The organism is Ferrovibrio sp., assembly GCF_046297595.1.
In the GTDB taxonomy this organism is placed as follows: Bacteria; Pseudomonadota; Alphaproteobacteria; order Ferrovibrionales; family Ferrovibrionaceae; genus Ferrovibrio.
The window spans coordinates 55,172-78,132 of sequence record NZ_JBKBHT010000007.1 but is presented as its reverse complement, the minus strand read 5'-3'; the positions used below and the strand labels follow the sequence as shown (position 1 = coordinate 78,132).

At 57.8% G+C, this 22,961-nt stretch carries 25 protein-coding genes; 5 read left to right on the top strand and 20 right to left on the bottom strand.

Annotation, left to right across the window (positions count from 1 at the left end):
• Positions 1 to 30: 30 nt before the first annotated feature.
• The 9 genes from ACK4FJ_RS17015 to ACK4FJ_RS16975 form a co-directional block, all read right to left on the bottom strand.
• Positions 31 to 1,839 (bottom strand): type IV secretory system conjugative DNA transfer family protein, encoded by a 1,809-nt coding sequence (locus tag ACK4FJ_RS17015; protein WP_409767928.1) that lies wholly within the window; start codon positions 1,837 to 1,839, stop codon positions 31 to 33.
• Positions 1,833 to 2,507: a hypothetical protein gene (locus tag ACK4FJ_RS17010; RefSeq protein ID WP_409767927.1), complete on the bottom strand. Its 675-nt coding sequence runs from the start codon at positions 2,505 to 2,507 to the stop codon at positions 1,833 to 1,835. Before ACK4FJ_RS17010 ends, ACK4FJ_RS17015 begins: the two co-directional genes overlap by 7 nt.
• Complete coding sequence (locus ACK4FJ_RS17005) at positions 2,504 to 3,487, bottom strand: ATPase, T2SS/T4P/T4SS family (protein ID WP_409767926.1); 984 nt, start codon at positions 3,485 to 3,487, stop codon at positions 2,504 to 2,506. Before ACK4FJ_RS17005 ends, ACK4FJ_RS17010 begins: the two co-directional genes overlap by 4 nt.
• 14 nt (positions 3,488 to 3,501) lie before the next feature.
• Positions 3,502 to 5,625: a hypothetical protein gene (locus tag ACK4FJ_RS17000; RefSeq protein ID WP_409767925.1), complete on the bottom strand. Its 2,124-nt coding sequence runs from the start codon at positions 5,623 to 5,625 to the stop codon at positions 3,502 to 3,504.
• Positions 5,626 to 5,640: 15 nt separating this feature from the next.
• On the bottom strand, positions 5,641 to 6,588 hold the full coding sequence (locus tag ACK4FJ_RS16995) for a TrbI/VirB10 family protein (RefSeq protein ID WP_409767924.1): 948 nt from the start codon (positions 6,586 to 6,588) through the stop codon (positions 5,641 to 5,643).
• Positions 6,589 to 6,761: 173 nt separating this feature from the next.
• Complete coding sequence (locus tag ACK4FJ_RS16990; RefSeq protein WP_409767923.1) at positions 6,762 to 8,024, bottom strand: TrbG/VirB9 family P-type conjugative transfer protein; 1,263 nt, start codon at positions 8,022 to 8,024, stop codon at positions 6,762 to 6,764.
• Complete coding sequence (locus ACK4FJ_RS16985; protein ID WP_409767922.1) at positions 8,021 to 8,764, bottom strand: VirB8/TrbF family protein; 744 nt, start codon at positions 8,762 to 8,764, stop codon at positions 8,021 to 8,023. The genes ACK4FJ_RS16990 and ACK4FJ_RS16985 overlap by 4 nt, the downstream gene beginning before the upstream one ends.
• Positions 8,752 to 8,997, bottom strand: a complete 246-nt coding sequence (locus ACK4FJ_RS16980; protein ID WP_409767921.1) for a hypothetical protein — start codon at positions 8,995 to 8,997, stop codon at positions 8,752 to 8,754. The genes ACK4FJ_RS16985 and ACK4FJ_RS16980 overlap by 13 nt, the downstream gene beginning before the upstream one ends.
• 15 nt (positions 8,998 to 9,012) lie before the next feature.
• On the bottom strand, positions 9,013 to 10,086 hold the full coding sequence (locus ACK4FJ_RS16975; RefSeq protein ID WP_409767920.1) for a hypothetical protein: 1,074 nt from the start codon (positions 10,084 to 10,086) through the stop codon (positions 9,013 to 9,015).
• Between ACK4FJ_RS16975 and ACK4FJ_RS16970 the strand changes: the two genes are divergently transcribed.
• Together ACK4FJ_RS16970 and ACK4FJ_RS16965 are read left to right on the top strand one after the other, a co-directional pair.
• Positions 10,058 to 10,552 carry a hypothetical protein gene (locus ACK4FJ_RS16970; protein WP_409767919.1) on the top strand — a complete coding sequence of 165 codons (495 nt, stop codon included), beginning with the start codon at positions 10,058 to 10,060 and terminating at the stop codon, positions 10,550 to 10,552. The two genes, ACK4FJ_RS16975 and ACK4FJ_RS16970, sit on opposite strands and share 29 nt — an antisense overlap.
• Positions 10,553 to 10,573: 21 nt before the next feature.
• Complete coding sequence (locus tag ACK4FJ_RS16965; protein WP_409767918.1) at positions 10,574 to 11,035, top strand: hypothetical protein; 462 nt, start codon at positions 10,574 to 10,576, stop codon at positions 11,033 to 11,035.
• A gap of 14 nt (positions 11,036 to 11,049) precedes the next feature.
• On the opposite strand, the gene ACK4FJ_RS16960 is transcribed toward ACK4FJ_RS16965, so the two are convergent.
• Genes ACK4FJ_RS16960 through ACK4FJ_RS16920 form a run of 9 tightly spaced genes read right to left on the bottom strand, consistent with a single transcriptional unit; the run spans position 11,050 to position 17,324 of the window.
• Complete coding sequence (locus ACK4FJ_RS16960) at positions 11,050 to 11,793, bottom strand: hypothetical protein (RefSeq protein WP_409767917.1); 744 nt, start codon at positions 11,791 to 11,793, stop codon at positions 11,050 to 11,052.
• A complete protein-coding gene (locus tag ACK4FJ_RS16955; RefSeq protein ID WP_409767916.1) occupies positions 11,775 to 14,138 on the bottom strand; it encodes a VirB4 family type IV secretion system protein in 2,364 nt (787 codons plus the stop codon). The genes ACK4FJ_RS16960 and ACK4FJ_RS16955 overlap by 19 nt, the downstream gene beginning before the upstream one ends.
• A gap of 17 nt (positions 14,139 to 14,155) precedes the next feature.
• Entirely contained in the window at positions 14,156 to 14,473 is a 318-nt protein-coding gene (locus tag ACK4FJ_RS16950) for a hypothetical protein (protein ID WP_409767915.1), read from the bottom strand.
• Positions 14,474 to 14,475: 2 nt separating this feature from the next.
• The gene (locus ACK4FJ_RS16945) at positions 14,476 to 14,799 is read right to left on the bottom strand and encodes a TrbC/VirB2 family protein (protein WP_409767914.1); all 324 of its coding nucleotides are present in this window, start codon (positions 14,797 to 14,799) and stop codon (positions 14,476 to 14,478) included.
• 26 nt (positions 14,800 to 14,825) lie between these two features.
• A complete protein-coding gene (locus ACK4FJ_RS16940; RefSeq protein ID WP_409767913.1) occupies positions 14,826 to 15,236 on the bottom strand; it encodes a hypothetical protein in 411 nt (136 codons plus the stop codon).
• Positions 15,233 to 15,460, bottom strand: a complete 228-nt coding sequence (locus ACK4FJ_RS16935) for a hypothetical protein (RefSeq protein ID WP_409767912.1) — start codon at positions 15,458 to 15,460, stop codon at positions 15,233 to 15,235. Before ACK4FJ_RS16935 ends, ACK4FJ_RS16940 begins: the two co-directional genes overlap by 4 nt.
• Before the next feature lie 15 nt (positions 15,461 to 15,475).
• On the bottom strand, positions 15,476 to 16,078 hold the full coding sequence (locus ACK4FJ_RS16930; protein ID WP_409767911.1) for a hypothetical protein: 603 nt from the start codon (positions 16,076 to 16,078) through the stop codon (positions 15,476 to 15,478).
• Positions 16,079 to 16,092: 14 nt separating this feature from the next.
• The gene (locus ACK4FJ_RS16925) at positions 16,093 to 16,818 is read right to left on the bottom strand and encodes a conjugal transfer protein TraL (protein ID WP_409767910.1); all 726 of its coding nucleotides are present in this window, start codon (positions 16,816 to 16,818) and stop codon (positions 16,093 to 16,095) included.
• A gap of 38 nt (positions 16,819 to 16,856) precedes the next feature.
• Complete coding sequence (locus tag ACK4FJ_RS16920) at positions 16,857 to 17,324, bottom strand: hypothetical protein (RefSeq protein ID WP_409767909.1); 468 nt, start codon at positions 17,322 to 17,324, stop codon at positions 16,857 to 16,859.
• Between the two features lie 171 nt (positions 17,325 to 17,495).
• Between ACK4FJ_RS16920 and ACK4FJ_RS16915 the strand changes: the two genes are divergently transcribed.
• A complete protein-coding gene (locus tag ACK4FJ_RS16915) occupies positions 17,496 to 18,497 on the top strand; it encodes an ABC transporter ATP-binding protein (protein ID WP_409767908.1) in 1,002 nt (333 codons plus the stop codon).
• 198 nt (positions 18,498 to 18,695) lie between these two features.
• On the opposite strand, the gene ACK4FJ_RS16910 is transcribed toward ACK4FJ_RS16915, so the two are convergent.
• Positions 18,696 to 19,724: a histone deacetylase family protein gene (locus ACK4FJ_RS16910; RefSeq protein WP_409767907.1), complete on the bottom strand. Its 1,029-nt coding sequence runs from the start codon at positions 19,722 to 19,724 to the stop codon at positions 18,696 to 18,698.
• Between the two features lie 16 nt (positions 19,725 to 19,740).
• Positions 19,741 to 20,364 (bottom strand): GntR family transcriptional regulator, encoded by a 624-nt coding sequence (locus ACK4FJ_RS16905; protein ID WP_409767906.1) that lies wholly within the window; start codon positions 20,362 to 20,364, stop codon positions 19,741 to 19,743.
• On the opposite strand from ACK4FJ_RS16905, the gene ACK4FJ_RS16900 reads away from it, so the two are divergent.
• Together ACK4FJ_RS16900 and ACK4FJ_RS16895 are read left to right on the top strand one after the other, a co-directional pair.
• Entirely contained in the window at positions 20,363 to 21,328 is a 966-nt protein-coding gene (locus ACK4FJ_RS16900; protein ID WP_409767905.1) for a class II aldolase/adducin family protein, read from the top strand. The genes ACK4FJ_RS16905 and ACK4FJ_RS16900 overlap by 2 nt on opposite strands.
• A 96-nt stretch (positions 21,329 to 21,424) precedes the next feature.
• A complete protein-coding gene (locus tag ACK4FJ_RS16895) occupies positions 21,425 to 22,912 on the top strand; it encodes an ABC transporter substrate-binding protein (protein WP_409767904.1) in 1,488 nt (495 codons plus the stop codon).
• Positions 22,913 to 22,961 lie beyond the last annotated feature (49 nt).

Sequence of the window (22,961 nt, the reverse complement as noted above, 5' to 3'; positions counted from 1 at the left end):
TCCGTAGCTCTTTGGGAGGTAGAGGGTTGCTCACGCTGCCACCTGACATGCATTTTCTCCTTCGTTGGTTGCATTGGACGGTGCGGGAATCGATGACCGCTGCCTTAGCGTGCGGTTCTTGAAAAATAGAAACTGCCGGCCATAGATGGCTGGTTGGCCAGCTACGAAAATCAGCATGTCGCCGGGCACAACACGGCCAAACCGGCCTTTGCGAAGGCCGGGCAGACTCATGCACTCATCGGGCGTCATCAGATTGCGTCCGACCTCAGAGATGCTTTCCGAGATATTGCCGGTCAGCTCGCCAGCCTTTGAGGATCTGGACCGCTTTCGCTGTACCAGCGTGGTTTTACCCGTCAATTCCGACAGGGCCTTGGCTGTGTCGTACTTGTTGGGCGCATAGGCCACACGGATATGGCAGTTGCTGGTGATCGCTTCATCTTTTCCGTATGCGTCCTGACTCTGCAGCTGGGCAATATCCTGGACGATGATGAATGCCTTGAGGCCATAGCCGGCCATGTACGCCAGCGCTTCCTGGAAAATGTCTAGTTTTCCAAGCGACGTGAACTCATCGAGCATGAGGAGCAGGCGGTACCGATAATGTTTAGTTGGCTGGCCAGCACTAAACGTTAATTCCGGCATGAGCCGGTTGAGGATCTGGTTCAGCATAAGCCGGTAAAGCGGCCGCAGGCGCTTAATGTCTTTCGGCGGGATCACGAGGTAGAGCGAAACAGGCTTGTCGCTGTTCATCAGATCCGCGATGCGGAAGTCACAGATCGAGGTATTCCGGGCAACAATCGGATCGGCGTAGAGCGACAGGTCTACCTTTGCTGACGAATGCACGCCGCTGCGTTCATTCGGTGCGCGTTTTTTCATGCCGCTTGCCGCAGCTCTCACGACCCTGTCTGCGACGGCGTCGCCGTGCTCATACTGCGTCATGTCGTCAAGCAGCGCTTTAAAGCTGGCATCGCCATCGCTGCCGGCGACTTCAATTTGGTCACCGCCAACGGACATAAATTCATGGACATCTGCGAGCGTGGCGATTTTCTCACCGCCGCTATCGCGATGAACAACATACAGCACATGGAGGATGGCAGCCGTGAGCCAGCCCCAACCCTCCTTCATCCAGAAGTCTTTTAGGCCCTTGCCCTCGGGATCCACGATCATGCTGGCGATGTTCTGGGCGTCGGCCACCTGGTACGGCGATCCGATGCGGACCTCGGCAAGCGGGTTGTACCTGGCTGAGCCGCTCAGGGCGGCGGGGTCGAAGCGCAGGACGCGGTGGCCGATAGCGTTTCGCCAACCGGCAGTCAGGGCGTAATTCTCGCCCTTGATATCCAGCACTAAGGCACTTTCGAGCCAGGAGAGCAGGGTGGGGACGACCAGGCCGACGCCTTTGCCCGACCTGGTCGGCGCATAAGCCAGAATATGCTCTGGACCGTTATGGTGCAGGGGGCGGACCCGCAGATTGCCTTTCCAGCCACCTACCACGGCACCAACTGAGCCAAGCAGGGCGGCTCGTCTGGCATCGCCCACATTCGCCCACCTGGCGGAGCCATGGGTATTCCGGGCATCACGGCCGCCATGGAGCGTTTTCGATCCAGCGCGGGATGAGATGGCAGCAGCAGCGCCCATGAGAACGATGCCGGCAGCCCCGGTCCACCAAACTGGGTAAAGCAGCTCGGATGGAAGGCCACCCGTCGCCATAATGGTCTTTAACGACCAAAGCCACCAACGCGAATCAAAGGCGTAGAAGCCCACCGCCCAGTGCCATTGCAACAAAATGGCGGCAATTGTGGCAAAGAGCAAAAACGGGAATACGACAAAACGAAGGATCAGCATGATGCCGTTCCTTCTCGAATCGAGACTGGGTTTGGTATGATGGTTCTGTCGCCACTTATGGGAGATTCAGTGTGTCCGCTATGCTTGTCCCCTGCCGTGCGTGTCAGCATCTCGTTGCCAGGGATGCTGAAGAGGCTTGCCCGAAATGCAAAACACCTGATCCTACCGGCCGAAAAAACTTCAAGGCGCGCTGGAACAAGATCCTCTTCTTCGCAGTGGTCGTCGGAATGCTGGCCTTTCTTTGGTGGTGGCCTATTCCTGGCCAGAATTCGTCCGTTCAGCAGTTCTTCTGCGAGGCGTTTAAGGTCTTCGTCAATTCTGGAGCGTAGAACCGCATAATTCCAAAGAACCTTCGCCATACCGTTGGCGTGCGAAAGTTCGTGCGACCTTAGGCTGTAGATCAGCCGATGTTGATAATTGAAGCCGCCTTCGATGTGCCAATTGAAATTGAGGCGACTAGATCGGCGGAGGGTCCAGAGATTTTCCGCAAGCGTCTCGGCAACAGGGACATCGCAGAAAAACGCGACATACGGACAGCTAGTGCCGGTCAGGTGGCCTTGGCACGATGCCCAGGTGCGAATCAAGCCGGTTGCATTCATGGCATCGACCAGAGGCAGAATCTTGGGATCAACCGGGCACGACTGCCAGGCAAAGGCGTTCTGGATCATGCGGCGTTCCTGTCTGGATCGTGCAGGACGATTTCTCCGTCCTGCAGCACGAACCGGTCGTTTCTGGGCTCGTAAATGTCGGTGATGCGCCGCCAGCCGTCGGCGCTGCGCTTGATCTGCACAACCACGTCGACCAGCTCACGCAGAAACTCCGGTACTTTCGGCATGTGATTGCCTGACCAGGCGATGTTCTGCTCAAATTTCCGGTTGATCGCCTGGTGCGTGCTTTCGGCATGGATCGAGCACATGAAGCCCGTCATACCGCTGTTGAGGATTGCCAGTGCGACAAATGCATTCTGGGTGGAGATCTCGCCCAGGATGGGGTGATCGGGTGTGGCGCGCATCAGATGGTCGTAGATCTGCCGCCAGGTGATCATGCCCGCACCTGTGCCTTCCTCGCGGGCGGCGATTAAACCAACCCTATCCCAGAACCTGCCCAGATGCAGCTCAGGCGTATCTTCGACGCCGATAACGCGTCGATCCTCCGGGATGCATTCCAGGAGCTTATTAAGAAGGGTCGTTTTGCCAGTATTTGTTGCACCCGAAACAATGATGTTCTTTTCGGAGCTGACAGCGCCGATGAGATAATTCCTCACAGCATCATTCACCCCCAGCTGTTGCCAGCTGGGGCTAAACGGATGCTTGCAGCGGATAGCCAGGGAAAGGCCGGTTTGGACGGAAGGACCAACCAAACACTCGAAGCGGTGACCACCAGGCAGGACCGTCGACAGTTTCGGCTTAGTATCTGGATCGAATACCAAGCCATGCCAGTTGCCGAGAGCCTTGCAGATCGTTTCGATCACCGACAGCGATAGCTCAGGGCATTCAATCTGCCGCTTACCATCGCCGCGCCGGTCAGTCGTTACGACTTCCTGCCGGACCATCCGAATCTCAATAGTGCTGGGATCTGAGTAATGCTGCGCCAGCGGCTCTAGCAGCCGGCGCAGCATCAGGTCAGACCCATGAACGGAAGCATTCATGGCGCTGACCAGGCTCAGTACGGGCAGGGTGGCAGGAACATCTGCTGCACCGCAGGTCCGGGAGCCCCGATGTTAGTCCAATGCCAGTTAAGCTGCTGGCTATCCATGATTGCGCCGTTGCCAGAGTACCAACCGCCTGAATCGAACGAACAGGTGTTGCCCACGATCTGGCCTGTCTCGGTGTTTTTGAGCTGGTGCTTTTGGATTAAGCCAGTCACCCACATTCGCTGATACCAGTAGTCTTGCTGGTTGCTGTCTCCAACGGTGTGGAACAGTTGGTAGGAATATCCGGTCGTGAGCCGCCTGTTATCTATGAGTGTGGTCACGCATACATCGACTGGACCAACCGGTGTGCCGGCGCCGATAATCTTGTTGTAGATTGTGTTGTCCGGGCGCTTCCACTGCTCAACCTTATTGGTCTCGCGAAGCGCATCGCATCCTTGGTATGTCGAGGTTCCGGTTAGAGCGGTGCTGGTGCCCTGCAGCTCGTAGGGAATCTGCACAGCGCCCGGCAGAACCTCGCTCACCTTGATATCAAACCGCCCAGATAAAGGTTCGATGTAGACGGTCGTTTGTGCAAAACTATAGAGCTGGCCATCATGGTTCTGATAACCGGTGATCTGTACCTTATGGACGTAAACAGACTGCGAGTTCTGACACTGGCCGAGATACTTCCGGCTGCCATTGTCGAGGAAGAAGAACCGCTCTTGCCCGTAGGATCGCGCTGCCGCCATATCGTGCTGCCACAGTGACGGATCTGTGCAACCGTCAGTCGTAGACTGGACCGCCAAAGTCGAAGTGTCGGGCGTGCAATCAGTGATGAACTGGCTGAGAGAGCCGACGGTGATCCGCAGCCTGCTCTGTAAGGCAACGGTGCTGGCGTTCTGATCGATGACGGGTTGGCAGATATAGGCACCACCGGCATCCGTGTAGACTTTGGTTTGCGGATACTCAGTGCCATTGTCCGCGCAAGCGCCGGCCTGATAGGTGACGCCTTCCAGTGTGTAATGATGCGTTCCTTGCTGGAAGCTTTTCGAGTTGGCGAAATCGTGGCGGATTGAGCAGCCGTTCGTTGTCGCCACCAGCTGAACGGCTGGTTTTGCCTCTGAAGCCTCACAACCACGAACCTGAACCTCACGGTTGCTGGCATCCATGTAGACTAGCGTCGCTCTGGGCGTCGCCAGCTTGCCTACATAATCAAGCGAGACAGTGCAGGAGTCGTACTTCTCAACAATAGGAAAAATCTTGTCGGAATCCGGAGTGCAGTCGGTGACTTCTTTGGTCGCGCCGCCCTCATCAACATAATAGAGCTTGAATCGCGCCTGGGATTTCCGGGCTTCCAGATCGATCTGATCGCTGCAAACGCTGTAGCTGCGCAGCAGCGGGAACCCCTTACTGGAATCACTGCATTCGGTCTCTGACTGGACCGTGCCGCCCTTTGAGGTAATCGACTTGTTCTGCTGGACAGCCCGCAGCTGCGCCAGGTCGACGCGTATCGGGCAACCATCCGATGAAACGCGCACGGATTCCTCCGGCGCTGGTGCCACTGAAACTGCAGAAGGCGTCTGATAGTTGCCGGCAAGGTCGTTCTGGCGCTGGCCGCTATTCGACTGCGGAGCGGCGGCCTGCTGAGTTGCCTTGGCCGGCTCTTCCCTTTTCTCCTCCTGCTTGGCGGCGGCAAGTTTCTCCAGGGCTACCCGGAGCTGAGCACGATCACCCTTCACCAGCACGTCGGCCGCAGGATCCAGCTGCGGCTTTGCCATATCGAATTGGGCGGTGAAATCGGTCGAGTTCAGAGCTTCCTGGCGGCCGTTCTTCTCCACACCGACCAGGACGACCTGGCCGATTTTCTTGCTGTTCACGTCGACATATCGGGTGTAGCCCTTGGCAGTAACACCATCAGTCAATGTCCGCTCGATCCCTGGCACGTTCAGCAGTGACAGATCGATGGCGCGCGGTTCGTTAAGCGGAACATCGATGGCGGTCCTAGCCTTAGTCAGGATCTCCACCTTCTCAGCCAGAGAAGGTGCCTCCGGCAGAGCGGAAACAGGCTTGGTTTGGGCGTGCGCCCCGATCGCCAATGTTCCAATGATCGTCAGAACGATGGCGGCAATGCAGTTGATGACAATTCTAGTCATGGTCTACCCCTTTGCTTACTTGCTTGAAGGTTTGGCGGCCGAGCTGGCCAGGTCGGCTGGTGGCGGAGCAGGGCCATCCTCGATTCGGCGGATGTACCAGTCCTGGGCAGGCCGGATCTGCGCCCGTGTACCCTGCGAAATTGTGATGATCGGCATGAGGTTGATGTTGCGCTCCAGATCGGAGGCGGCGATCTCGCCCAGCTTCTGGCTCAGCTCCTGGGAGCCCTTATCGGCAATGGCCGAGGTGGTGCTTCCAGATGTCGTGGTGGCAGTCGTGGTGGTGGTTTGCGTTCCGACTGCAGTAGCCAGGCGCACGCTGGCAGAGAGGCCGGCGAGAATGAACGCCGTGCCATAACGCTCCCAAAAGCGGTTATCTACATCGCCGGTAACGCCGCCTCGGCCCTGTACGTCAGCCACTGGCGCTGCGAGCTGCAGAATCTCCGAGCGGTATTCGGCCATGAGGATCCGGGCGCAGTTGAATGACAGCCTGGAATCACCCTGCCGGCGCGGGCTGCTGTAGTCGCAGACCATGCGGGAGCCTTTCGGAACCAGGAGATTGCGGCCGTGATAGCCGAACACGTCCCGGCTCACCTGAAGGATGACCTGGCCACCGTTCTTGCTCTCGATTTGGCTATTAACGCCGGTCTCGAAAATGACGCTGATATAGCGGTCGGTCGTGAGGATCCGCGAACTGTCGACCGGAAGGCCTGAGATCCTGCCGTCGTGATGGTATTTCTCCTGGATCTGGGGTGGTGGTGGCGACAGGTTGACATTCTGAATGCCGGCGTTGGGCATGCCGGACGTGATGATCGATTCAGCGGCAGTGTGCGGAGCCAGCTGGAAGCCGCCAGAGGCACGCCTGGCCAGTGTTGACGCCAAGGCCAGGCGATAAGGATTTGGCGGAGGTGTCACGACCGGGGCCGGTGCGGGTGGCTGCGGTGCCGACACAGTGCGCTCGATCACGACAGGCGGCATTGCCGGCGCTGGAGGAGGCGGCGGCGGCGCGGGCGGCGCGGGCTTAAAATTCCACGCTGCCTGGTCGTCGGCCGGCAGCGCCGGTTGCCGATCCGGCGCTTGCGGTCCACACATGCCACCGAACGTCAAGCCAAGGGCCACTAGAACGTCACAGAGGGCCATCAGACGCCCCTGTATTCGATGCAGATGAAGCTCAGGCCGGATTTCAGCGTGATGAGGCGCTGCGTGCTTTCAACGACCAGAGTTGTCCCGTTAACACGGGTGTTGACGGTCTCATCGATGCCGTCAACGACGATATAGGCGGTTGGAAGCTCGATATCCTTCCACTTATCGCCAAACCGGATGTAAGTGAAATAATCATCCCTAAAGACGGTCTCCGGCTTCAGCTCATTGCTACCGCGCAGGCTGTAATGGCCCCAACCCCGCAGCTTGTCGGGGCTGAAGGCAGCCGTTTGAACAAAGTCCGGCTTCTTTTGCGAGCTGCTGACGGCCTTGGCCGCATCCGCCAGTGCGGCCGGCGATGGTGTTTTGGAACTGCTCTGATTGCGTGGTTTGCTGGTCCCGGTTCCTGCAGGTTCTGTCGTGTCCTGGTCGATAGAGTCCTTCGTGGGTTCGGCTTCGCTCGCCAGCGGTGCCGGCTTGACGATGCGAACATGCCCCTCGATCACGAATCGCAGGTCCGGGACGTTCCTACTGTTGATGCTCTCCGTGCGAAGGTAGATCGGATAGGTCTGCCCGGATTTGCCGTAAACGATAAGGTTGGTATCGATGCCGAAGCCCTGTGGCCGAACGGCGATCCGACGATCACCACGCTTTACGACTTCGAAGTTCTCAGTATCGCCGTTGTCCCAATTCTCGATCTGCTCACCTGTCGGCAGCTCGATCAGGGAGACCATGTATTCGCGCAGGCGGACCTTATATTCGCAGTCGTTGCACATCTGCGCTTTGAAGGTGCCCTTGGCTTTGTCGCTGTCCCAGGCTTCCTGAACCTGGCCGCCAACCGCGCCACGCTTCATTGCAGTAAACTTGCCCTCAGCCTGGTCGGCCGCCTGGCGCACCATGGAATCCGGGACCGGGACGGCCGTGACCGGCCCTATCGGTGCCGGCGTCGGAACTCCTGACGAGGATCCGCCGAGCACACGCGGACCGCCAACCGCCGTCTGTGCTGTGGCCGATGCAGCAGCCACCAACACGCCAACGGCGACGACAACCCAGAAAACCGCAAAGTCCAATGCGAACAGCGGCTCGGGGCGGCGGTAATCGGCAGCCCGCTTCTCCGACCGGTGCAGCTGGTACGCCATGAGAGAGAGTGGAACGAAGCCGACCAGTAGGCACCAGCGCATGAGATACAGGTCGTCTACGAATAGCCCGAACATGCCGGCCGCCAGGCACACCAGAGCAGCAATCAGAACTAAGTATTTCATGCGTTAGCCCTCTCCTTGAGAGACATGTCCAGCACGGTAAAACCATGCGGGTTTTCGTACTTGTCGACGGGATGGACCCGATGCGGTCGGGTAGTGATGTTGAGGTATGCGCGCAGCTTCCTTTGCTCGACCAAGACGCCATTGCGCTTATCGATCTGCAGAAGCTCGACGGAATACTTGTAGGTATTGCCGACTGCCTCGATGCGCTCGGCGGTTTCGATCATGATTGAGCGCGTCAGACCGCCCTTGATCTCTTTCTCGACCTCGGCCTTACGGTCCTTGGTAAATCGCTCGAAATGCTTGCCATCTGCCACGCGCGAACAGAACCGCATGCGCTCGACTTGGGTAACCGAGTCAATTTCCAGGCATTCGCGGACATACCGCTTCGCAATGCCTTCCATGGCCACATCGAAGCCGTAGACGTTTTTCGCGATGGGCTCGATACGATAGATTTTATCGTTGGAATCGTAGGAACGGACCAATGCTACTTCCGTTGACTTCAGGGGAAGCATCGTCGCGATGGCATTGGCCAGAACGACAATGGTAAACAGCAGCGCGATGTTGGTGCCCGCCGAAATCCTAAGCAGCCAGGCCAACCGGCGATGGGCTACCTGAAAGCTATATGGATCCGCTTCATTCACTGATTGGTGCTGATCAGTGGATACGGCAGTGCCGACCCCGGCTGCCGTGCCGAGCGCCCGCTTCCGGAGTGGAGGCAGTGTGAACTTCAGGAGGCCCATACGAAGCCCCTGCTGTTAAAATCGATCTCGGAACAGGCGCAGGGGCTTTTCCGCATGAGATCACTGCCGCTGCCGTCATTGGCAGGCATTTCGACGCTCTTGCCTGAAACGGTGCAGCCGACCAGGAGGATCAGGATCAGGCCGACAGCGAACCCGCCAGACAATGCCGAGATTGCCTTCCGCAGGATCCCTGCCTTACGTGGCGCGGCGTGGATAAGGGATAATGTGTTCAACGCAGTTCTCCTGGCTTACGGCTTGGGGGTTTGCTTGGTGGCCTTTTGCAGCAGCGCCTGGACGTGATCGCCGATGCTCTGGCCGTTGAACTTGAGTTCACCGGTTTGCGAGTTCATTCCGATGTTCGGAATCATGGACAATCCCTGGCGGCCAAATTTGAACATGGCCGCCCCGGTCGCCGCGGCACCTGTCGTGATAATTGCAGCCGCCTGGTTTGTGAGCTGAGAGCCGGTGATGGAATTGGCAATGCTCGTCGCTTCCGTCATAAAGGCGGTTCCGAGCCAGCCCAAAGCGACTGCTACGACAAATTTTGCGTTGTTTATGCGAGCGAAGTCGGCGGCTTGATCAAGAGGCATATCGTCAAGGCCAAGACGAGTAACCCCGTAAAGCATGACGCCTAGGGCAAGAGTGCTTCCAAAGAGCACCATGAACGACGAGATTACGGTACGAATGCCCTTCGTCGCGATCTCACGGCCCCACCCAAAGCCGAAGCCAAGCATCATGAATGGGCTAAGGGTGGCTAACATCGTAATACGAAAGATCGATACAACGACCTGTGAGAAGTAGACGATCAGGACTAGAAAATACGGGACAATCAAAACAATCGCGAAGAGTACAGGTAGCCAGTTCGTCCACCCGACTGTCGTGGCGATTTTGAAAGCCATCTGGATAACGGAAACCACTCCGTCCTCCGCAACCCGTACAAGCTCGGTCATGCCAGCGCCGAGCGTCTCAGTAGAGGGTTCCGGTGCACCATCGATATTCTTGTTGGCAACAAGAAGCGCCGTAGCTGCTGCAGCGCCCATCATCTTCAAAGCAGCTATGAAAATGACGTTGACTAAGCCGGGTCCGGAGCCAAAAAGAAGCAACGCCGAAATGAACACATAGATGCTTTCTTTGCCCAGGTCAGATACTGTTGCCTTGAGCAGAATCATCCGATAACCGTGAACGATTACCCAGATTCCAATGTATGCAAGAAAGGCAGTTTGCATGGCGCTGACCAGAGCCGTACTCAGCTCTTGGGTGTATCCATTTGCGAGGTCGACATACTCGGCAACGATGGCGCAGGTGAAGCATTCCTTATTCATTGGCGTTATCCTGGCTGTATTGGGAACGGCGTCGGTGAGCGCTCAGGACTGGCGCTATGGCCACAATGTCTATCGAGACAGCTTCTTCGATTTCGCCTCGGCCAAAGCGAATTGGACAGCCCTGAAAAGCGACGAACAGCTCAAAAACTATCGGAAGGCAAATTGCCCTGCCGGGAATGAGTACGAGCGGTGGGCGAAGAGACTTGATGTGGATCGCAAAGCAGCTATGAGCGATCTCGATAAAGAACAGAATGCAGAGACGATTAAGCGATGCCACGACCTGTACTTGATGGCGTACAAGTGGGACGAACTTTGGGGTTACTGGAGAGCTGCTCCCAGTAGGATCAGGAAGTGGAACGGCCTGGAACAGGCAAGCAATGCCTGCGCAGCAATACGAAGAAGCAACATCTTCACAGGCCAGTGCAATGATCTGCCGGACTGGCAGCAGTGGCGAGTTGGAAACTAAATGCCATACTGGGGCGCGGAGATGTTCGACAGGATCATCCTGTTGCTCGCAGACCCGGCCTGGGCAGTATTGGCTTACCTGGTTGGGGCCCTGCTCGTCCTCTTGCCATATGCACGGTTGAGAAAACTCGTGTTGGCTAGGATTGAAAGGGCACTGTCCAGAAGTCCGAAGCTGAAGGGAGTTCTGTTGGGGATAATCCACATACCCATGACAGTGCTGCCAATCATTCTGTTCTTCCCGCTTTTTCCATTGGTGGTTTACTTGTTTCGAGAAGGCGAAGCCGAGCCGGCCATTGTTGAATGGAATCGCTTGGGTAGTCAGCCTGGGCTCGACATGGCTAAGAAGCGAAGCCGAAAAAAGGACAAGAACCGTCCTATTGGTGGCAACAAAGTCGTCGAAGGTATATTGCTCGACCTCGATCCCAATGAGGATAGAGCGGCGATAAAGATCGCACGGATGCTGCGGAATCGCATTGTAGATTGACGCGCTCACTCGGATCATTCCTCTTCTGCAGCCAGAACGCTTTGCGGCGGCAATGCAGTCAGAGCCATGTAAGTGGACTGAACCTTGAGAAGTTGAGCGAGAATCTGTGTTTGCTGAATATGCGCCCTGGCGATAACGACTTGGCCTTGGGCGATTGTTGCAAGCCACTCATTGCTTTCCTTCGCGGCCAGTACGGCGGTCTCCAAATCTGATGCAGCTTTGTTCATGTCCTCTCCGCCGCGAATGGCCATATCAGCTTGGCCGTTGCCTTTCGCGGCTGCGTCCACAGCTATATTGATTCGGCGCGCCTCGACCGCACGACGCATTTCATCCTGCTTGTCAAATGACTGGCCTTTCATTTTCTTGGGATCCAGCCACATTGTGGTCCGGTAGCCATTGGAAGCATGGCAAATGGAACCCCAGGAAACGTCATCCATATCGACGCCGGGCATCAGCTTGTCGAAATTAGGCATGAGGCATTCTGAATCCTGCCGAAGCCTGCTTGCCACTCGTTGCAGATTCAGCATCGGGATCGAGATTTGGCCCATCTTCCCGATGGCGTTGGCCTGCTGACGCGTGGCGTTCATGATTGCGGTTAACGCATCGATCTGTTGCTGCATTTTGGTGAGCTGTTCGGCCAGCTTCGCAATCGCTGCCTGGTCGATAACGGCGTCTAGGGCACGTGCCGGCGTTGCGGCTGACACGACAGCAGAAAGCAGCAGAGCTGCTGCGACGGACTTCACAGATGGTTTAGCCATTCGGCCCCCCATTGGTTTTTAAGATCAGCGATGACGCGGTTAGCTTCCGGGCCGGAGCGATAGAACCGCAGCGCGTTCCCCAGGATCGCGAGGTTCACATCGATGATGCCGCTCTCGTCCAGACCCGTTGTTGCGTCACGCTGGACGATAAGAGCCTGGCGTTGGCCTTCCTTCGTGTTGCCGGCACCCAGAATGAAGCCGATTTGCTCTTCATTCAGGTTGAACCGCTCCAGGCTGTCGCGGCGGGCCTGGCTGTTCGGCAGGAAGATCAGGGTTGCGGTGTTGTCCAGGATGGCATCGCTGACGCCAGAGTCGAACAATGCCTTCGGATCCTGGAAGCCCAAGCCCACGAAGCCATCGAGCTTGCGGTATTCACGGAACATTTCGATTGCCAGGGCCTTGAAGCCATCGTTCTGCAGCAGCTTCGCCGCCTCATCGATGTAGATGCCGAAACCCTTGGAGTTTCTTGCGGCTGAAAGGCCGATGGCGGACGAAATGTGCGTTACGACGCCGGGCCCTGTGGCTGGGTCATCGAGCGCTTCGTTCATGTTGATACCCACCAGATGCGAAGAAGCTAGGAAGCTGCCCAGGCTGTCGGTTGGTGCATTCATAAGGTGGGATCGGATGCCTCTGGATCCTTTACCGTCCACGACCCAAGGGGCAATCGCACGGCGCAGCGGCATTCCACGCGGGAACGCAAACTCAAAGATCGTATTGAGCGTCCGGTTAGGCGTTTCAGTTTTGAATGCGAGTTCGACGGCATGAGCCAGGATCTCGTCATCCTTTTCACCGCGCTCATACGAACCAGCGAGCGCCTTACGGATGGTGTAGATGCGTTGGCGATTTTTGGCAGTATCGTCGCCAACATCGAGCGGATTGAGCTGGAGTTCGTCATAGCCCTGATAGAGACCGCCCATGGCCTCAATCATGTAGCGGGCACCTTCCTTGGAATCGAAAACGAATCCACGGACGCCTGAGAATTTGGCAAACCCGCTCAGTATGTGGATGACGAGTGTTGTTTTACCGCCACCTGTCGGGCCAAAGCAGAGGAAGTGGCCCTTGGATTGTGGCTTAGAGGAAACATGAAACTGAAAAGCATAGGCCTGGCCTGAAGGCGTCCGGAAATAGCGAACCGGCCGATCGCCAAGCGGGCTGGTAGGTTGCCCGGTGAAGGAATGGTGAAAGGGCCAGATTGCTGCGATGTTTTGCTCACGCAGAATCAGCGGGCGAAGCAGGCTGGTGGAACTTGATATCCGGCGCGGTTTCAAAGACGGAATGCGCGCAAACCAGCAAAGCCCTGCGCCTTTGGTTTCAACCGAATATTCGATCCGACGACCGCCAAGGGACTTGCAGATATCGCTTACAAGTCGGTCCAGCTCAGAGGCGCTGGATCCACGGGCTGTGATCTGCAGTTGGGTCGAAAATACAGTGGTATTGCCTGAGGCAAGCAGAGCGAGCGTCGCAATGACTTGGGCAAGCAGTTCATCGTTTTTGATGAACGAGCTTTCCAGTTCCTTCTTGCGGCGTGAATAGAGCGCTATTGCTTCGTCACGATCCCAAGGCTCGCACATCTGCACAATTTCGAGATCGCCCTGAATCGCTAGGATATCGGCGAAGATCTGGCCGGATAAATTCTCCGGCCAATCCCGGATAGCAATAGTCCGGTGGATCTTAAGTGCTGGGACACGAGTGGTAATCGTTCCATCTGTCGTAATGATCAAATCTGCGGCAGGAATGCAGCCGGACATGCTGCCAGAGTGGCGCGTCAGATCGTCCCGATACTCACCTGAGACCAGGTAGCTGACGAAGCAGGTCAGTGGGCAAGGTTCTTCCGATGATTCCGGGGATGACAGGAGCGTTGGCTTATACTGCTCCATCATCGAGGTAACTTTATCGCAGGCTTCGACCAGGGCTGTTTTGGTTCGACCGCCGACCACGACATACCAGTTGACGAAATAGGCGGACTGAAAGACCCGACGTTCAGCGTCGCCAATTTCAGATAGCGTCTTGCTGGGCCAGATTGCTTCGAAGCCGATATCGCGTTGGCGCTTAACGCCGAATATCCAGTGCTGGATACCTAGCTTGCCCAGGGCATGATGCAGGGCCGCGCGGCCGAGCAGCATCTGCTCTTGCTGCGTTATGACCTTGGCGTCATAGCTGGTTCCCCGAATCTGATAAACGCGAAACTGTCCGCCATTTTTCAGGCGGACGCCCTGCAGGTCGGGATCGATTTCATCGATCTCCAGCTCGTTCGCAATCCAGTCCTGATTGATATCGCCAAGGAACAGCTTGCGTGTCGAAGGCTCTACCAGCGCCCCCACCGATAGCGCTGCAAGGCTGGTCATAAATACCTCACCCCACATCACACTATCCTGTCGTGACGCGAGCTGCGGCCGGCGAGAAAGAAAGCTGCCTGTCCCCTAGACGCCCAAAACCTTGGCGTAGAGAACAGGTAGTTGCCGAAATGCCAATCGCGGTTGTTCTTGCGCCATAGCCATGTCCAGAGAACGACGACAAGCACAACAGAGGCTGGCACTGCCAGGGGAGCCAAACCGACCGCAACCAGGATGCCAAAAGAGCATCCCATTGCTGCGATCACCAGGAACATCACCTTCGGCGGAAGCCCAAAGAGTGTCATGGGCTTCTGTACGCCGGTGAAAACAAAACTCGTGGCCTTCATGGTCAGGCCACTTTGCTCAGGTTGATCAGGCCGCGAATGATCGCCGGACCGGCCATGATCAAGATACCGCCGATGATGCAGTAGATGAGCCGGGGCCACTCCAGTTTGCCCATCACTACCGCGATAATGCCGGCGACGATAACGCCGATACCCACCAGCACGGCTCCTAACGTAACCAGGCCGGCTTCGATGTTGCCGGCAGCTTCAACGCCTGGTTCCACCCAGGAGTCATCTGCAGCAAGCGCGATTTGCGGTGCCACGAACATGACGAATGCCATCCCGGCCAGAAGGATCAACGACGGCAGGTATTCAGTCGATTTACGCATTTGTGGGTTCCCCCGGCTTGTTGTTGCTATTTCAGGATGAAGAAGAAGGCGATGACGGCTGCCCAATTCAGAGCAGTGAGAACAGCCTGGGCGATCAGCTGAGACTTGGTTTTGCTCTGCAGCGTACCAAGTGCTTCCGACTGTTGAGCCACACCGTTAAGGACGCTGCGGACTGCACCATCGAGCAAGGCATCGCGCAGTTTGTTAGCGGACTGCGTTACAGACTCCACCACACCGACCACGGCCTGCTCGAAGATGTCATTCTGGGATTTGCGATGTGCTTCCAGGGACCGCGCCAGATCACCCATGAATGCGGTGTGCAGCGTCACAGACATGAGAATCGGATCGTCCTCACCGACTGCCACGCCATGCTCAGCTAGAAGCAGAGTGCGAACCTCCTGCTTCGATATCGGCTCAAAGGCAGCTTGGTCCGTCATGGCTCGACCCCAACGGTTGTGCCTTGCGCGTCCAGGCGCGACAGGAAGTCATCGATGTTCGGCCATGAGCCTTTGCCATAGGCGACCTGGACTTTGCGGAGCAGGCCGACGGCTTCCATGGTGGTGGAGAGGCTGTACATCGAGATTTGTTGATCGATGGCCTTCCGGCTGGCGGGACTTAATGCTGCCAGGGTAAGTTCCTTGAACTTGGAGGCATCACTCATCGCTATGCCCTCCCGTCACGAAATCACGGTAAGGCCGATGGCCAGTGCGAGAGCCACACTGGAGCTACGAAGCTTTTCTTTAGCCGCGAGTGCCTGGATCATTGCAGCTTCCCGATTGGGGCAATTCATGCCCTGCAGCCGGTAAAAGCTGCTGGTTGCCTGATTGAATGCTTCCAGTGCTAGGCTCTCTCGTTCCCAGCTCCAGCTGTCGTCAATCAGACCGGGTGAAACAGTGATCATTTCACCCTGACCATCCAGCGCCGCAGCATGCCCTGTTGAGCTGAGCAACCAATCGGTGCCGAGATGCCGGACACGCTCGAATTTGACGGCAACCAGTCGATCTGCAACTTGTTGAAGGTCAGTCCCCCGAGCTGCGGTCAACCTCAGCATCGGCGTATAGCCACTTGGTCCATGCTCCTCGCTTAAGAAATGACAGGCCGAGGCAAGCAATTCTTCACCAATGTAGTAGTGCGAAATGGACAGGATTAACGGCAGGCCATCGACGCCTTTGGTATGTGCGTTGATTTCTTGGTTGCTGCTGCGGCTGGAAAACTTGAAGTCCAACCCACCGGCTGACACGGTCTGCAGATATGGTTTTTCTTTTTCGATCACTTCCATTGTCCCCGCCTAACTCAGAGGTTCGCTGCGGCGATCTGGCCGTCGATTGTCCGCCAGGTCATCGCGAGGCGCTGCTTTGCCATCACCGTGAAGCCAGCGGCCTCTTTGACTTCCTTGAACGTCAGCTTCTGACGGAGCATCTGATCCATGTCGGCGCCGAAGGTTTCCTTGCGGACTTCAGGAATGCGGATCAGGGCTTGGATCTGTTCCTGGTTGTCGCGGAACAGTTTGCTGTCCTCGAACTTCCGGCCGTCGCGCTCGATGCGGCCGAAGAACTCGTTCAGCCAAACAACGACGGGGACTGATTTGAAGTGATCCAGGAGAGAGGCAAGGCCATCCATGGTGTCGGCCTGGGCCTGACCGCCAGTGAGAACCGAATGGATGACCAGCTGCAGGCCATGCTCTTTGAAGAAGCCAGCAACGTCGTTCTCGAACATATAGGCGCAGAGCGGAACGAAGGTCGCAGCGCCGTTGTCGACGATGAATGTGGCATCGTCCTTGGCGTTGATGATCGCTTCGATCAGCTGGTCAAATTGGCGCTGATCGATGTTGCCATCGCGCATCAGCTCAAGACGGATGGCTCCAAAATCTTTGTAGCCGGCATAGGTCTGATTTACCGGATCCGTGTCGTAGCAGATCGGAGCCAGTCCCTTGGCCAGGAAGTGCTGGGTGATCAGAGAGGCGACCAGGCTTTTGCCGACGCCGCCCTTTCCCTGCAGGATCAGATGAACTTGCTTCATAATCTGTCGTCTCCTTGGTTGCCGTTTGTTGTTCGTTGTCACCAGTGGTCCCCACCTGACTTGAGGCCCTTGAACTTCAGAACCTCGGGTTCCGTGCCTGCCCCTACCGGCAGCCGTGTTGGGCTTGCCGGGGCAGCTCCAGCCGGCCGGGCCGGCTTTGAGGGCGAATCGATGCGCGCCACAGCCTGGGTGGCAGCAGCGGGTTCATCGGCGTTCGATTGTTGTGAGGGTGCTGCCTGGGCCGGCTTCGGGGCCGCTGCGAGCCAGGCAAGGACTTCGGCTGTGAGTTCGACTGGCGGTTTTGCCTGCTTAGGCTCGGCCAGAGTCTCATCCCGAATAACCGCCGCGTGGCGGAAGAAGGTGCTCTCGCCTACCGTGAGACGGCCGGCACCACAGAGAATCTTGTAGGCCTCGACAAGCGTGGCCCCACTTTTGATGAGGGTGGCAATCTCTGGCCTAAGCGCAAGAATCTCGCGCTTTGCCCTCCCCCAAGCCAGACTGCTCATGACCGGTCCCCCGATAAACGATTGACCGGAAAGCGCGAATCATGTTCTACTTAGACGGCAGCGGGGGGGTGTTGTTCGATCTTCCCGCTTAGAGAAGACCGAGAATCACCTTGGCTCCGGCCACAGTCACGCTCCGGCCCTGCAGTCGGCGGTGCTTCCGGAGGCTGCATCGTGAGCGCGGCTACCGGAGTTATGGGGGAAGCTTCGGCTGTTGCCGCACCGATCGTCGACATTCGTAACCTGACAGTCACGTTCACCGGTGGGCGCAGACCGGTACATGCTGTGAGTGGTGTCGACCTGCGGCTTGAGCGCGGCGAGGTTCTGGCGCTGCTGGGCGAGTCAGGCTCCGGCAAAAGTGTTACGCTGCGATCACTGCTGCGTCTGCATCCGGAGAAGCGCACGCAAATCGCTGGTGCGATGCAGGTTGCCGGTGAGGATCTGATGACCCTGTCCGGACGGGCGCTGGCCGATTTCCGCGGGCGCCGCGTTTCGATGATCTTCCAGGAACCGCTGCTTGCCCTCGATCCGGTTTACACGGTGGGCGACCAGATCACGGAAACCATTCTTCGCCATGAATCCGTGTCACGGCAGGCTGCCCGCGCTCGTGCCCTGGCATTATTGCGGCGCGTGCGGATTCCGTCGCCAGAGCGGCGGCTGGATGCTTTTCCGCATGAAATGTCCGGGGGCATGCGCCAGCGCGCCATGATCGCCCTGGCATTGGCCTGCAACCCCGAAGTGCTGTTGGCCGATGAGCCGACCACGGCGCTGGATGCCACCGTTCAAATCCAGATACTGCTGCTGCTGCGCGAGTTGCAGCGAGAGCTTGGCCTGTCGGTGATTCTGGTTACCCACGATATCGGAGTCGCTGTCGAGGTAGCCGACCGTGTGGCGGTGATGTATGCCGGGCGCATTGTCGAGACCGGGTTAGTGCGGGACGTGATTCGCAATCCCAGTCATCCCTATACCCAGGGCCTGCTAGCCTCGCGCGCTCATGGTGCCATGGCGGCGGCGCGGCTGGAGGCGATTCCGGGTGCACCGCCTGATCTTGCCGACCTGCCGCCGGGCTGCGCATTTGCGCCGCGCTGCCGACATTCCGAGGCATCCTGCCTGACTAGCCAGCCGCTGGCCAAGACGGTTGCGGCAGGGCACCTGGTGCGCTGCGTTAGGGTCTGAACTCGGCTAGTTTTTATGTACTGTTGCACTTGTGCCGGACAGTATGTTGTGGGGACTGGTTGCTCCATCTTCGGCGTTGTTTTTGACCAGAGCCTAGAGTCTTATCCAGACATTAGAGGGGCAGGCAGGGGAGCGGGATAGAGCATTTTGAATCCGGTGGGGGCCGGTTGGGCAACGGGGCAGGCGCTGTATCGTGGTTTAGCGCGTGGCTTCATACCCCTTTAGCACTGCTGCCAGATTGACCCCGAGGATGTCCGAAAGATAGCCGCCTTCCTGCACCAGAACGGTGGGTAGGCCGATTCTGGCCAGAGCTTGACCAATCCGCTCAAAGCCTGCGGTCGTCACCTTTAGACCCTGCAGGGGATCTGCCTCAGAAGCATCCAGCCCAAGTGCCACCACCAAGGCACCTGGCGCAAAGGCCCGAATGGTCCGCACCGCTCTTTCCAGTGCCTGCAGGTAATCGGCATCACCGGTGCCGAGGGGCAGCGGAATATTCAGGTTGGCGCCGAGGCCGGGGCCGGCGCCGCGCTCATGGTCGTAACCGACGAAGAAGGGGTAATAGCTGGACGGATCGGCGTGCAGCGACACGGTCAGCACATCTGCGCGCTCATAGAATATGCCCTGAGTGCCATTGCCGTGATGCACATCGACATCGAGAATGGCGACGCGCTCGAATTTCTGCCGCAGGTGCGCCGCCGCAATCGCGCTGTTGTTGAGATAACAGAAGCCGCCTGCCATGTCGCGGTAGGCGTGATGGCCAGGCGGACGGCATAACGCGTAGATACTGTCTTCGCCATCCAGCACCATCTGCGCAGCGGTTGTGGCGACATCGGCAGCGACACAAGCCGCGGCAAAAGTGCCGGCGCCGATCGGGCAGGCGGTGTCGGCGGTATGCCAGCCTAGTTTTCCGACGATGCCGGTAGGATAACTCAACATTTGGCTGCGCATGCCATGAATATTGGGAATCATCTCGCTGCCGGCATCGCCTAGCGCTTTCCATTCGGCGTAGCCATCGGCGAGGAAAGCCAGATAATCGGGGCTATGCACGCGTGCACGTGGACCAGGGCCGAAGCTTTGCGCTGGAATTATGCTGTGCTTGCCTGCATCGAGGCCCGTCAGCAGGCGGGCGGCGCGTTCGGGCTGCTCGGTGGTCTTGCGTACCTTGCCGCGCACAAGGAAGAATTCCGGATCATGGCTTTGATGGGCGTCGCTGTAGACCGCTTTCACGGGTTGTCTCCATTGGCTAAGGCTGTTTCGGCGGCAGGGTACGCACCAGATTGGAGACGCCGCGCCAGGCATCGCCAAGATGGTATTCCACGCTGCCATGGATGCGGGCTATGTCGCCGCTTTCAATCGCGGCCAACAGAGGCTCATGTGTCTCCGCGATGCGATGCGGATCGTCATACAGCCGGCCTATCAGGCCAATCACGATCCGCAATTCTGAGGCTAGATCGTCAAACAGCTTGAGCAAGCGGCGGTTGCCCGACATTTCGCAGATTAGACGGTGGAAGCGATAATCTTCCTCAACCTGCCGGGCCGGGTCATTGATGGCGGCGGTTTCGTACAGCACGTCCAGTTGCCGTCGCAGAGCGGCACGGCCTTCCGGCGTCAGGCGTTGCGCCGTCAGTGCGGCGGCATGTTTCTCGATGCAAATGCGCAGATCGTAAAGGTCGTCGATTTCCTCCGGCGCGTGGGTGCGCACAAAGAATCCGCGGCTGGGGATCGCAACCAGCAGGCCCTGGCTTTCCAGCAGGCGACCGGCTTCGCGCACCGGTGCGCGGCTGACCCCGAGCTCACGGGCGATGGCGGCCTCGGCCACTTTGGCGCCAGGTGGCAGACGGCCGACAATGATGGCGTCGGTAAGCATGGCCGCGATCTGGCTGACCAGATCCTGGTTCGTGACGGCGGGTAATCCGACCGGTTTTGAGGCGAGACGCATCGATTATGTCCTTGATTCATCTAGTATCAATAAAAATGTCGACTGTCGACACTTTTCGATTGCAGTTCATTTCAAGCACATGACAGTATGTCACACCTTTCTGGAGATGATCCCAATGACGGCCTCCATCCGTGCCCTCAATAACAGCCATGATCTCACTTGGCAGACCAAAGTCGACCTCGCGGCCGCCTATCGCCTGATCCACCGCCATGGCTTGGACGACAGCATCTACACCCATATCTCGGCGCGGTTGCCAGGCGGCCATGATCGCTTCCTGATCAATCCCTACGGCATGCGGTTCGAGGAGGTGAAAGCCTCCACCCTCGTCACCGTCGATATAGACGGCAAGGTCATCGAGGATCCGCTCGGCCTCAATATCAACCCGGCCGGCTTCACCATCCACAGCGCGATCCATTCGGCGCGGCCGGATGTGGTCTGCGTGCTGCATACCCATACGGTTGCCGGCGTGGCGGTGTCCTGCCAACAGGATGGGTTGCTGCCGCTCAATCAGTGGTCAATGCAGTTCCATGGCTGTATCGCCTATCACACCTATGAAGGGATCGCGCTCGATTTGGATGAGCGACAGCGCCTGATCGCCGATTTGGGCGACAAGTCGGTGCTCATCCTGCGCAATCACGGTCTGCTGACCTGCGGCCGCTCGGTGTCGGAAGCTTTCAAGCTGATGTTCAACCTGGAGCGCTCCTGCCGGGCCCAGCTCGCCATCCAGTCGGCAGGTTCGCCGGTCGTGCAGGCCCCACCGGGCATCGCGGAAAAGACCGCCGGGCAATATAGCCGCGGCTACGACAAAATAGAGGCCGGAAATGGCCCGGATATTGAATGGGAGGCTTTCAAGCGGATGCTGGAACGTACGGATTCCGACTACCGCACCTGACCACGACTGCCACAGAGGGGGTTTGCTGTGCTAAAAAAGAGCTTGCTTGGTCTAATCATCGCTACAGGTATGGCCACCTGTCCTGTTTCCGGTGCCATGGCACAAAAAACCGGCGGCATCGCCAACGCCATCATCCAGCCGGAACCGCCAGGCCTGATGCTGGCCATCGTGCAGAACGGCCCGACCCAGATGGTGGCCGGCAATATCTACGAAGGATTGCTGCGCTACAGCCCGAAACTAGAGCAGCTGCCCGGCCTGGCCGAGAGCTGGACGATCACCGATGAAGGCAAGACCTATACTTTCAAGCTGACCAAGAATGCCAGCTGGCACGACGGAAAGCCGTTTACGGCTGCCGACGTGCTATTTACCGCGGAATTCATCAAGCAGACCAATCCGCGTGCCCGCGCCAATCTGGCGCAGGTCGAAAGTGTCACGGCGCCAGATGACTACACCGTGGTCTTCAAGCTGAAGCAGGCTTTCGGCCCCTTCATCGGCATCTTCGAGGTCGGCTCGATGCCGATGGTGCCGAAGCATATCTATGACGGCATCGACTGGAAGACCGCGCCGGCGAACAACACGCCGATTGGCACCGGCCCCTTCATGTTCAAGGAATGGCAGAAGGGCTCTTTCATCAAGCTGGTGAAAAACCCGAACTACCACGTCAAGGGAAAACCGTATCTGGACGAGATCTACTGGCATATCATCCCGGATGCTGCCGCGCGCTCGGTTGCCTTCGAAACCGGCAAGGTCGACATTCTGCCCGGCGGCTCAGTCGAGAATTTCGACGTACCGCGCCTGAGCAAGATGAAGGATGTCTGCGTCACCGGCAAAGGCTGGGAATATTTCGGTCCGCTTGCCTGGATGTGGCTGAACAACCGTCAGGGCCCGACCGCGAACAAGCTGTTCCGTCAGGCCGTGATGTATGCCCTCGACCGCGACTTCGCCAAGAATGTGGTGTGGAACGGCTTGGGTGAAGTGGCTGTCGGTCCGATTTCCTCCTCGACCCGCTTCTTCGACAAGAGCCTGGCCAAGTACAAGTACGATCCGGCCAAGGCCAAGGCCCTGCTGAAGGAAGCCGGCTACAAGGGAGAGAAGGTGCGCTTCATGCCGCTGCCCTATGGCGAGACCTGGGCCCGCTGGGGTGAGGCCGTGCGCCAGAACCTGCAGGATGTGGGCATCAATCTCGAAGTCGTCGCCACCGACGTGCCTGGCTACAACCAGAAGCTCGGCGAATGGGATTATGACATCGGCTTTAGCTACCTTTATCAGTATGGCGATCCGGCGCTCGGCGTCGGCCGCAGCTATGTCAGCACGAATATCGCCAAGGGTTCGCCATTCAACAACGTTGAAGGCTATTCCAATCCGGAAGTCGACCGGCTGTTTGCTGAAGCCGCTGTCGCTTTCCCCGATTCCAAGCGTCAGGAACTCTATAATCAGGTCACCAAGATCCTGATCGACGACGTTCCCGTCGCCTGGCTGCTGGAGCTGGAATTCCCGACCATTACCAAGTGCAAGGTCAAAGATCTTGTCACCACCGGTATCGGCGTGAATGACGGCTTCCGCGACGCCTGGATCGACAAGTAAGCAGGACGTTCCGCCTGCGGCAGCCTCGGCTGTCGCAGGTGATCCTCTG

What these genes read in the sequence shown, in the direction of transcription:
- ACK4FJ_RS17015 (WP_409767928.1), bottom strand. Translation starts at nt 1,839, where the DNA reads ATGCTGATCCTTCGTTTTGTCGTATTCCCGTTTTTGCTCTTTGCCACA.
- ACK4FJ_RS17010 (WP_409767927.1), bottom strand. Translation starts at nt 2,507, where the DNA reads ATGATCCAGAACGCCTTTGCCTGGCAGTCGTGCCCGGTTGATCCCAAG.
- ACK4FJ_RS17005 (WP_409767926.1), bottom strand. Translation starts at nt 3,487, where the DNA reads ATGAATGCTTCCGTTCATGGGTCTGACCTGATGCTGCGCCGGCTGCTA.
- ACK4FJ_RS17000 (WP_409767925.1), bottom strand. Translation starts at nt 5,625, where the DNA reads ATGACTAGAATTGTCATCAACTGCATTGCCGCCATCGTTCTGACGATC.
- ACK4FJ_RS16990 (WP_409767923.1), bottom strand. Translation starts at nt 8,024, where the DNA reads ATGAAATACTTAGTTCTGATTGCTGCTCTGGTGTGCCTGGCGGCCGGC.
- ACK4FJ_RS16985 (WP_409767922.1), bottom strand. Translation starts at nt 8,764, where the DNA reads ATGGGCCTCCTGAAGTTCACACTGCCTCCACTCCGGAAGCGGGCGCTC.
- ACK4FJ_RS16970 (WP_409767919.1), top strand. Translation starts at nt 10,058, where the DNA reads ATGGCGCAGGTGAAGCATTCCTTATTCATTGGCGTTATCCTGGCTGTA.
- ACK4FJ_RS16975 (WP_409767920.1), bottom strand. Translation starts at nt 10,086, where the DNA reads ATGAATAAGGAATGCTTCACCTGCGCCATCGTTGCCGAGTATGTCGAC.
- ACK4FJ_RS16965 (WP_409767918.1), top strand. Translation starts at nt 10,574, where the DNA reads ATGTTCGACAGGATCATCCTGTTGCTCGCAGACCCGGCCTGGGCAGTA.
- ACK4FJ_RS16960 (WP_409767917.1), bottom strand. Translation starts at nt 11,793, where the DNA reads ATGGCTAAACCATCTGTGAAGTCCGTCGCAGCAGCTCTGCTGCTTTCT.
- ACK4FJ_RS16955 (WP_409767916.1), bottom strand. Translation starts at nt 14,138, where the DNA reads ATGACCAGCCTTGCAGCGCTATCGGTGGGGGCGCTGGTAGAGCCTTCG.
- ACK4FJ_RS16950 (WP_409767915.1), bottom strand. Translation starts at nt 14,473, where the DNA reads ATGAAGGCCACGAGTTTTGTTTTCACCGGCGTACAGAAGCCCATGACA.
- ACK4FJ_RS16945 (WP_409767914.1), bottom strand. Translation starts at nt 14,799, where the DNA reads ATGCGTAAATCGACTGAATACCTGCCGTCGTTGATCCTTCTGGCCGGG.
- ACK4FJ_RS16940 (WP_409767913.1), bottom strand. Translation starts at nt 15,236, where the DNA reads ATGACGGACCAAGCTGCCTTTGAGCCGATATCGAAGCAGGAGGTTCGC.
- ACK4FJ_RS16935 (WP_409767912.1), bottom strand. Translation starts at nt 15,460, where the DNA reads ATGAGTGATGCCTCCAAGTTCAAGGAACTTACCCTGGCAGCATTAAGT.
- ACK4FJ_RS16930 (WP_409767911.1), bottom strand. Translation starts at nt 16,078, where the DNA reads ATGGAAGTGATCGAAAAAGAAAAACCATATCTGCAGACCGTGTCAGCC.
- ACK4FJ_RS16925 (WP_409767910.1), bottom strand. Translation starts at nt 16,818, where the DNA reads ATGAAGCAAGTTCATCTGATCCTGCAGGGAAAGGGCGGCGTCGGCAAA.
- ACK4FJ_RS16920 (WP_409767909.1), bottom strand. Translation starts at nt 17,324, where the DNA reads ATGAGCAGTCTGGCTTGGGGGAGGGCAAAGCGCGAGATTCTTGCGCTT.
- ACK4FJ_RS16900 (WP_409767905.1), top strand. Translation starts at nt 20,363, where the DNA reads ATGGCCGCGATCTGGCTGACCAGATCCTGGTTCGTGACGGCGGGTAAT.
- ACK4FJ_RS16905 (WP_409767906.1), bottom strand. Translation starts at nt 20,364, where the DNA reads ATGCTTACCGACGCCATCATTGTCGGCCGTCTGCCACCTGGCGCCAAA.
- ACK4FJ_RS16895 (WP_409767904.1), top strand. Translation starts at nt 21,425, where the DNA reads ATGGCACAAAAAACCGGCGGCATCGCCAACGCCATCATCCAGCCGGAA.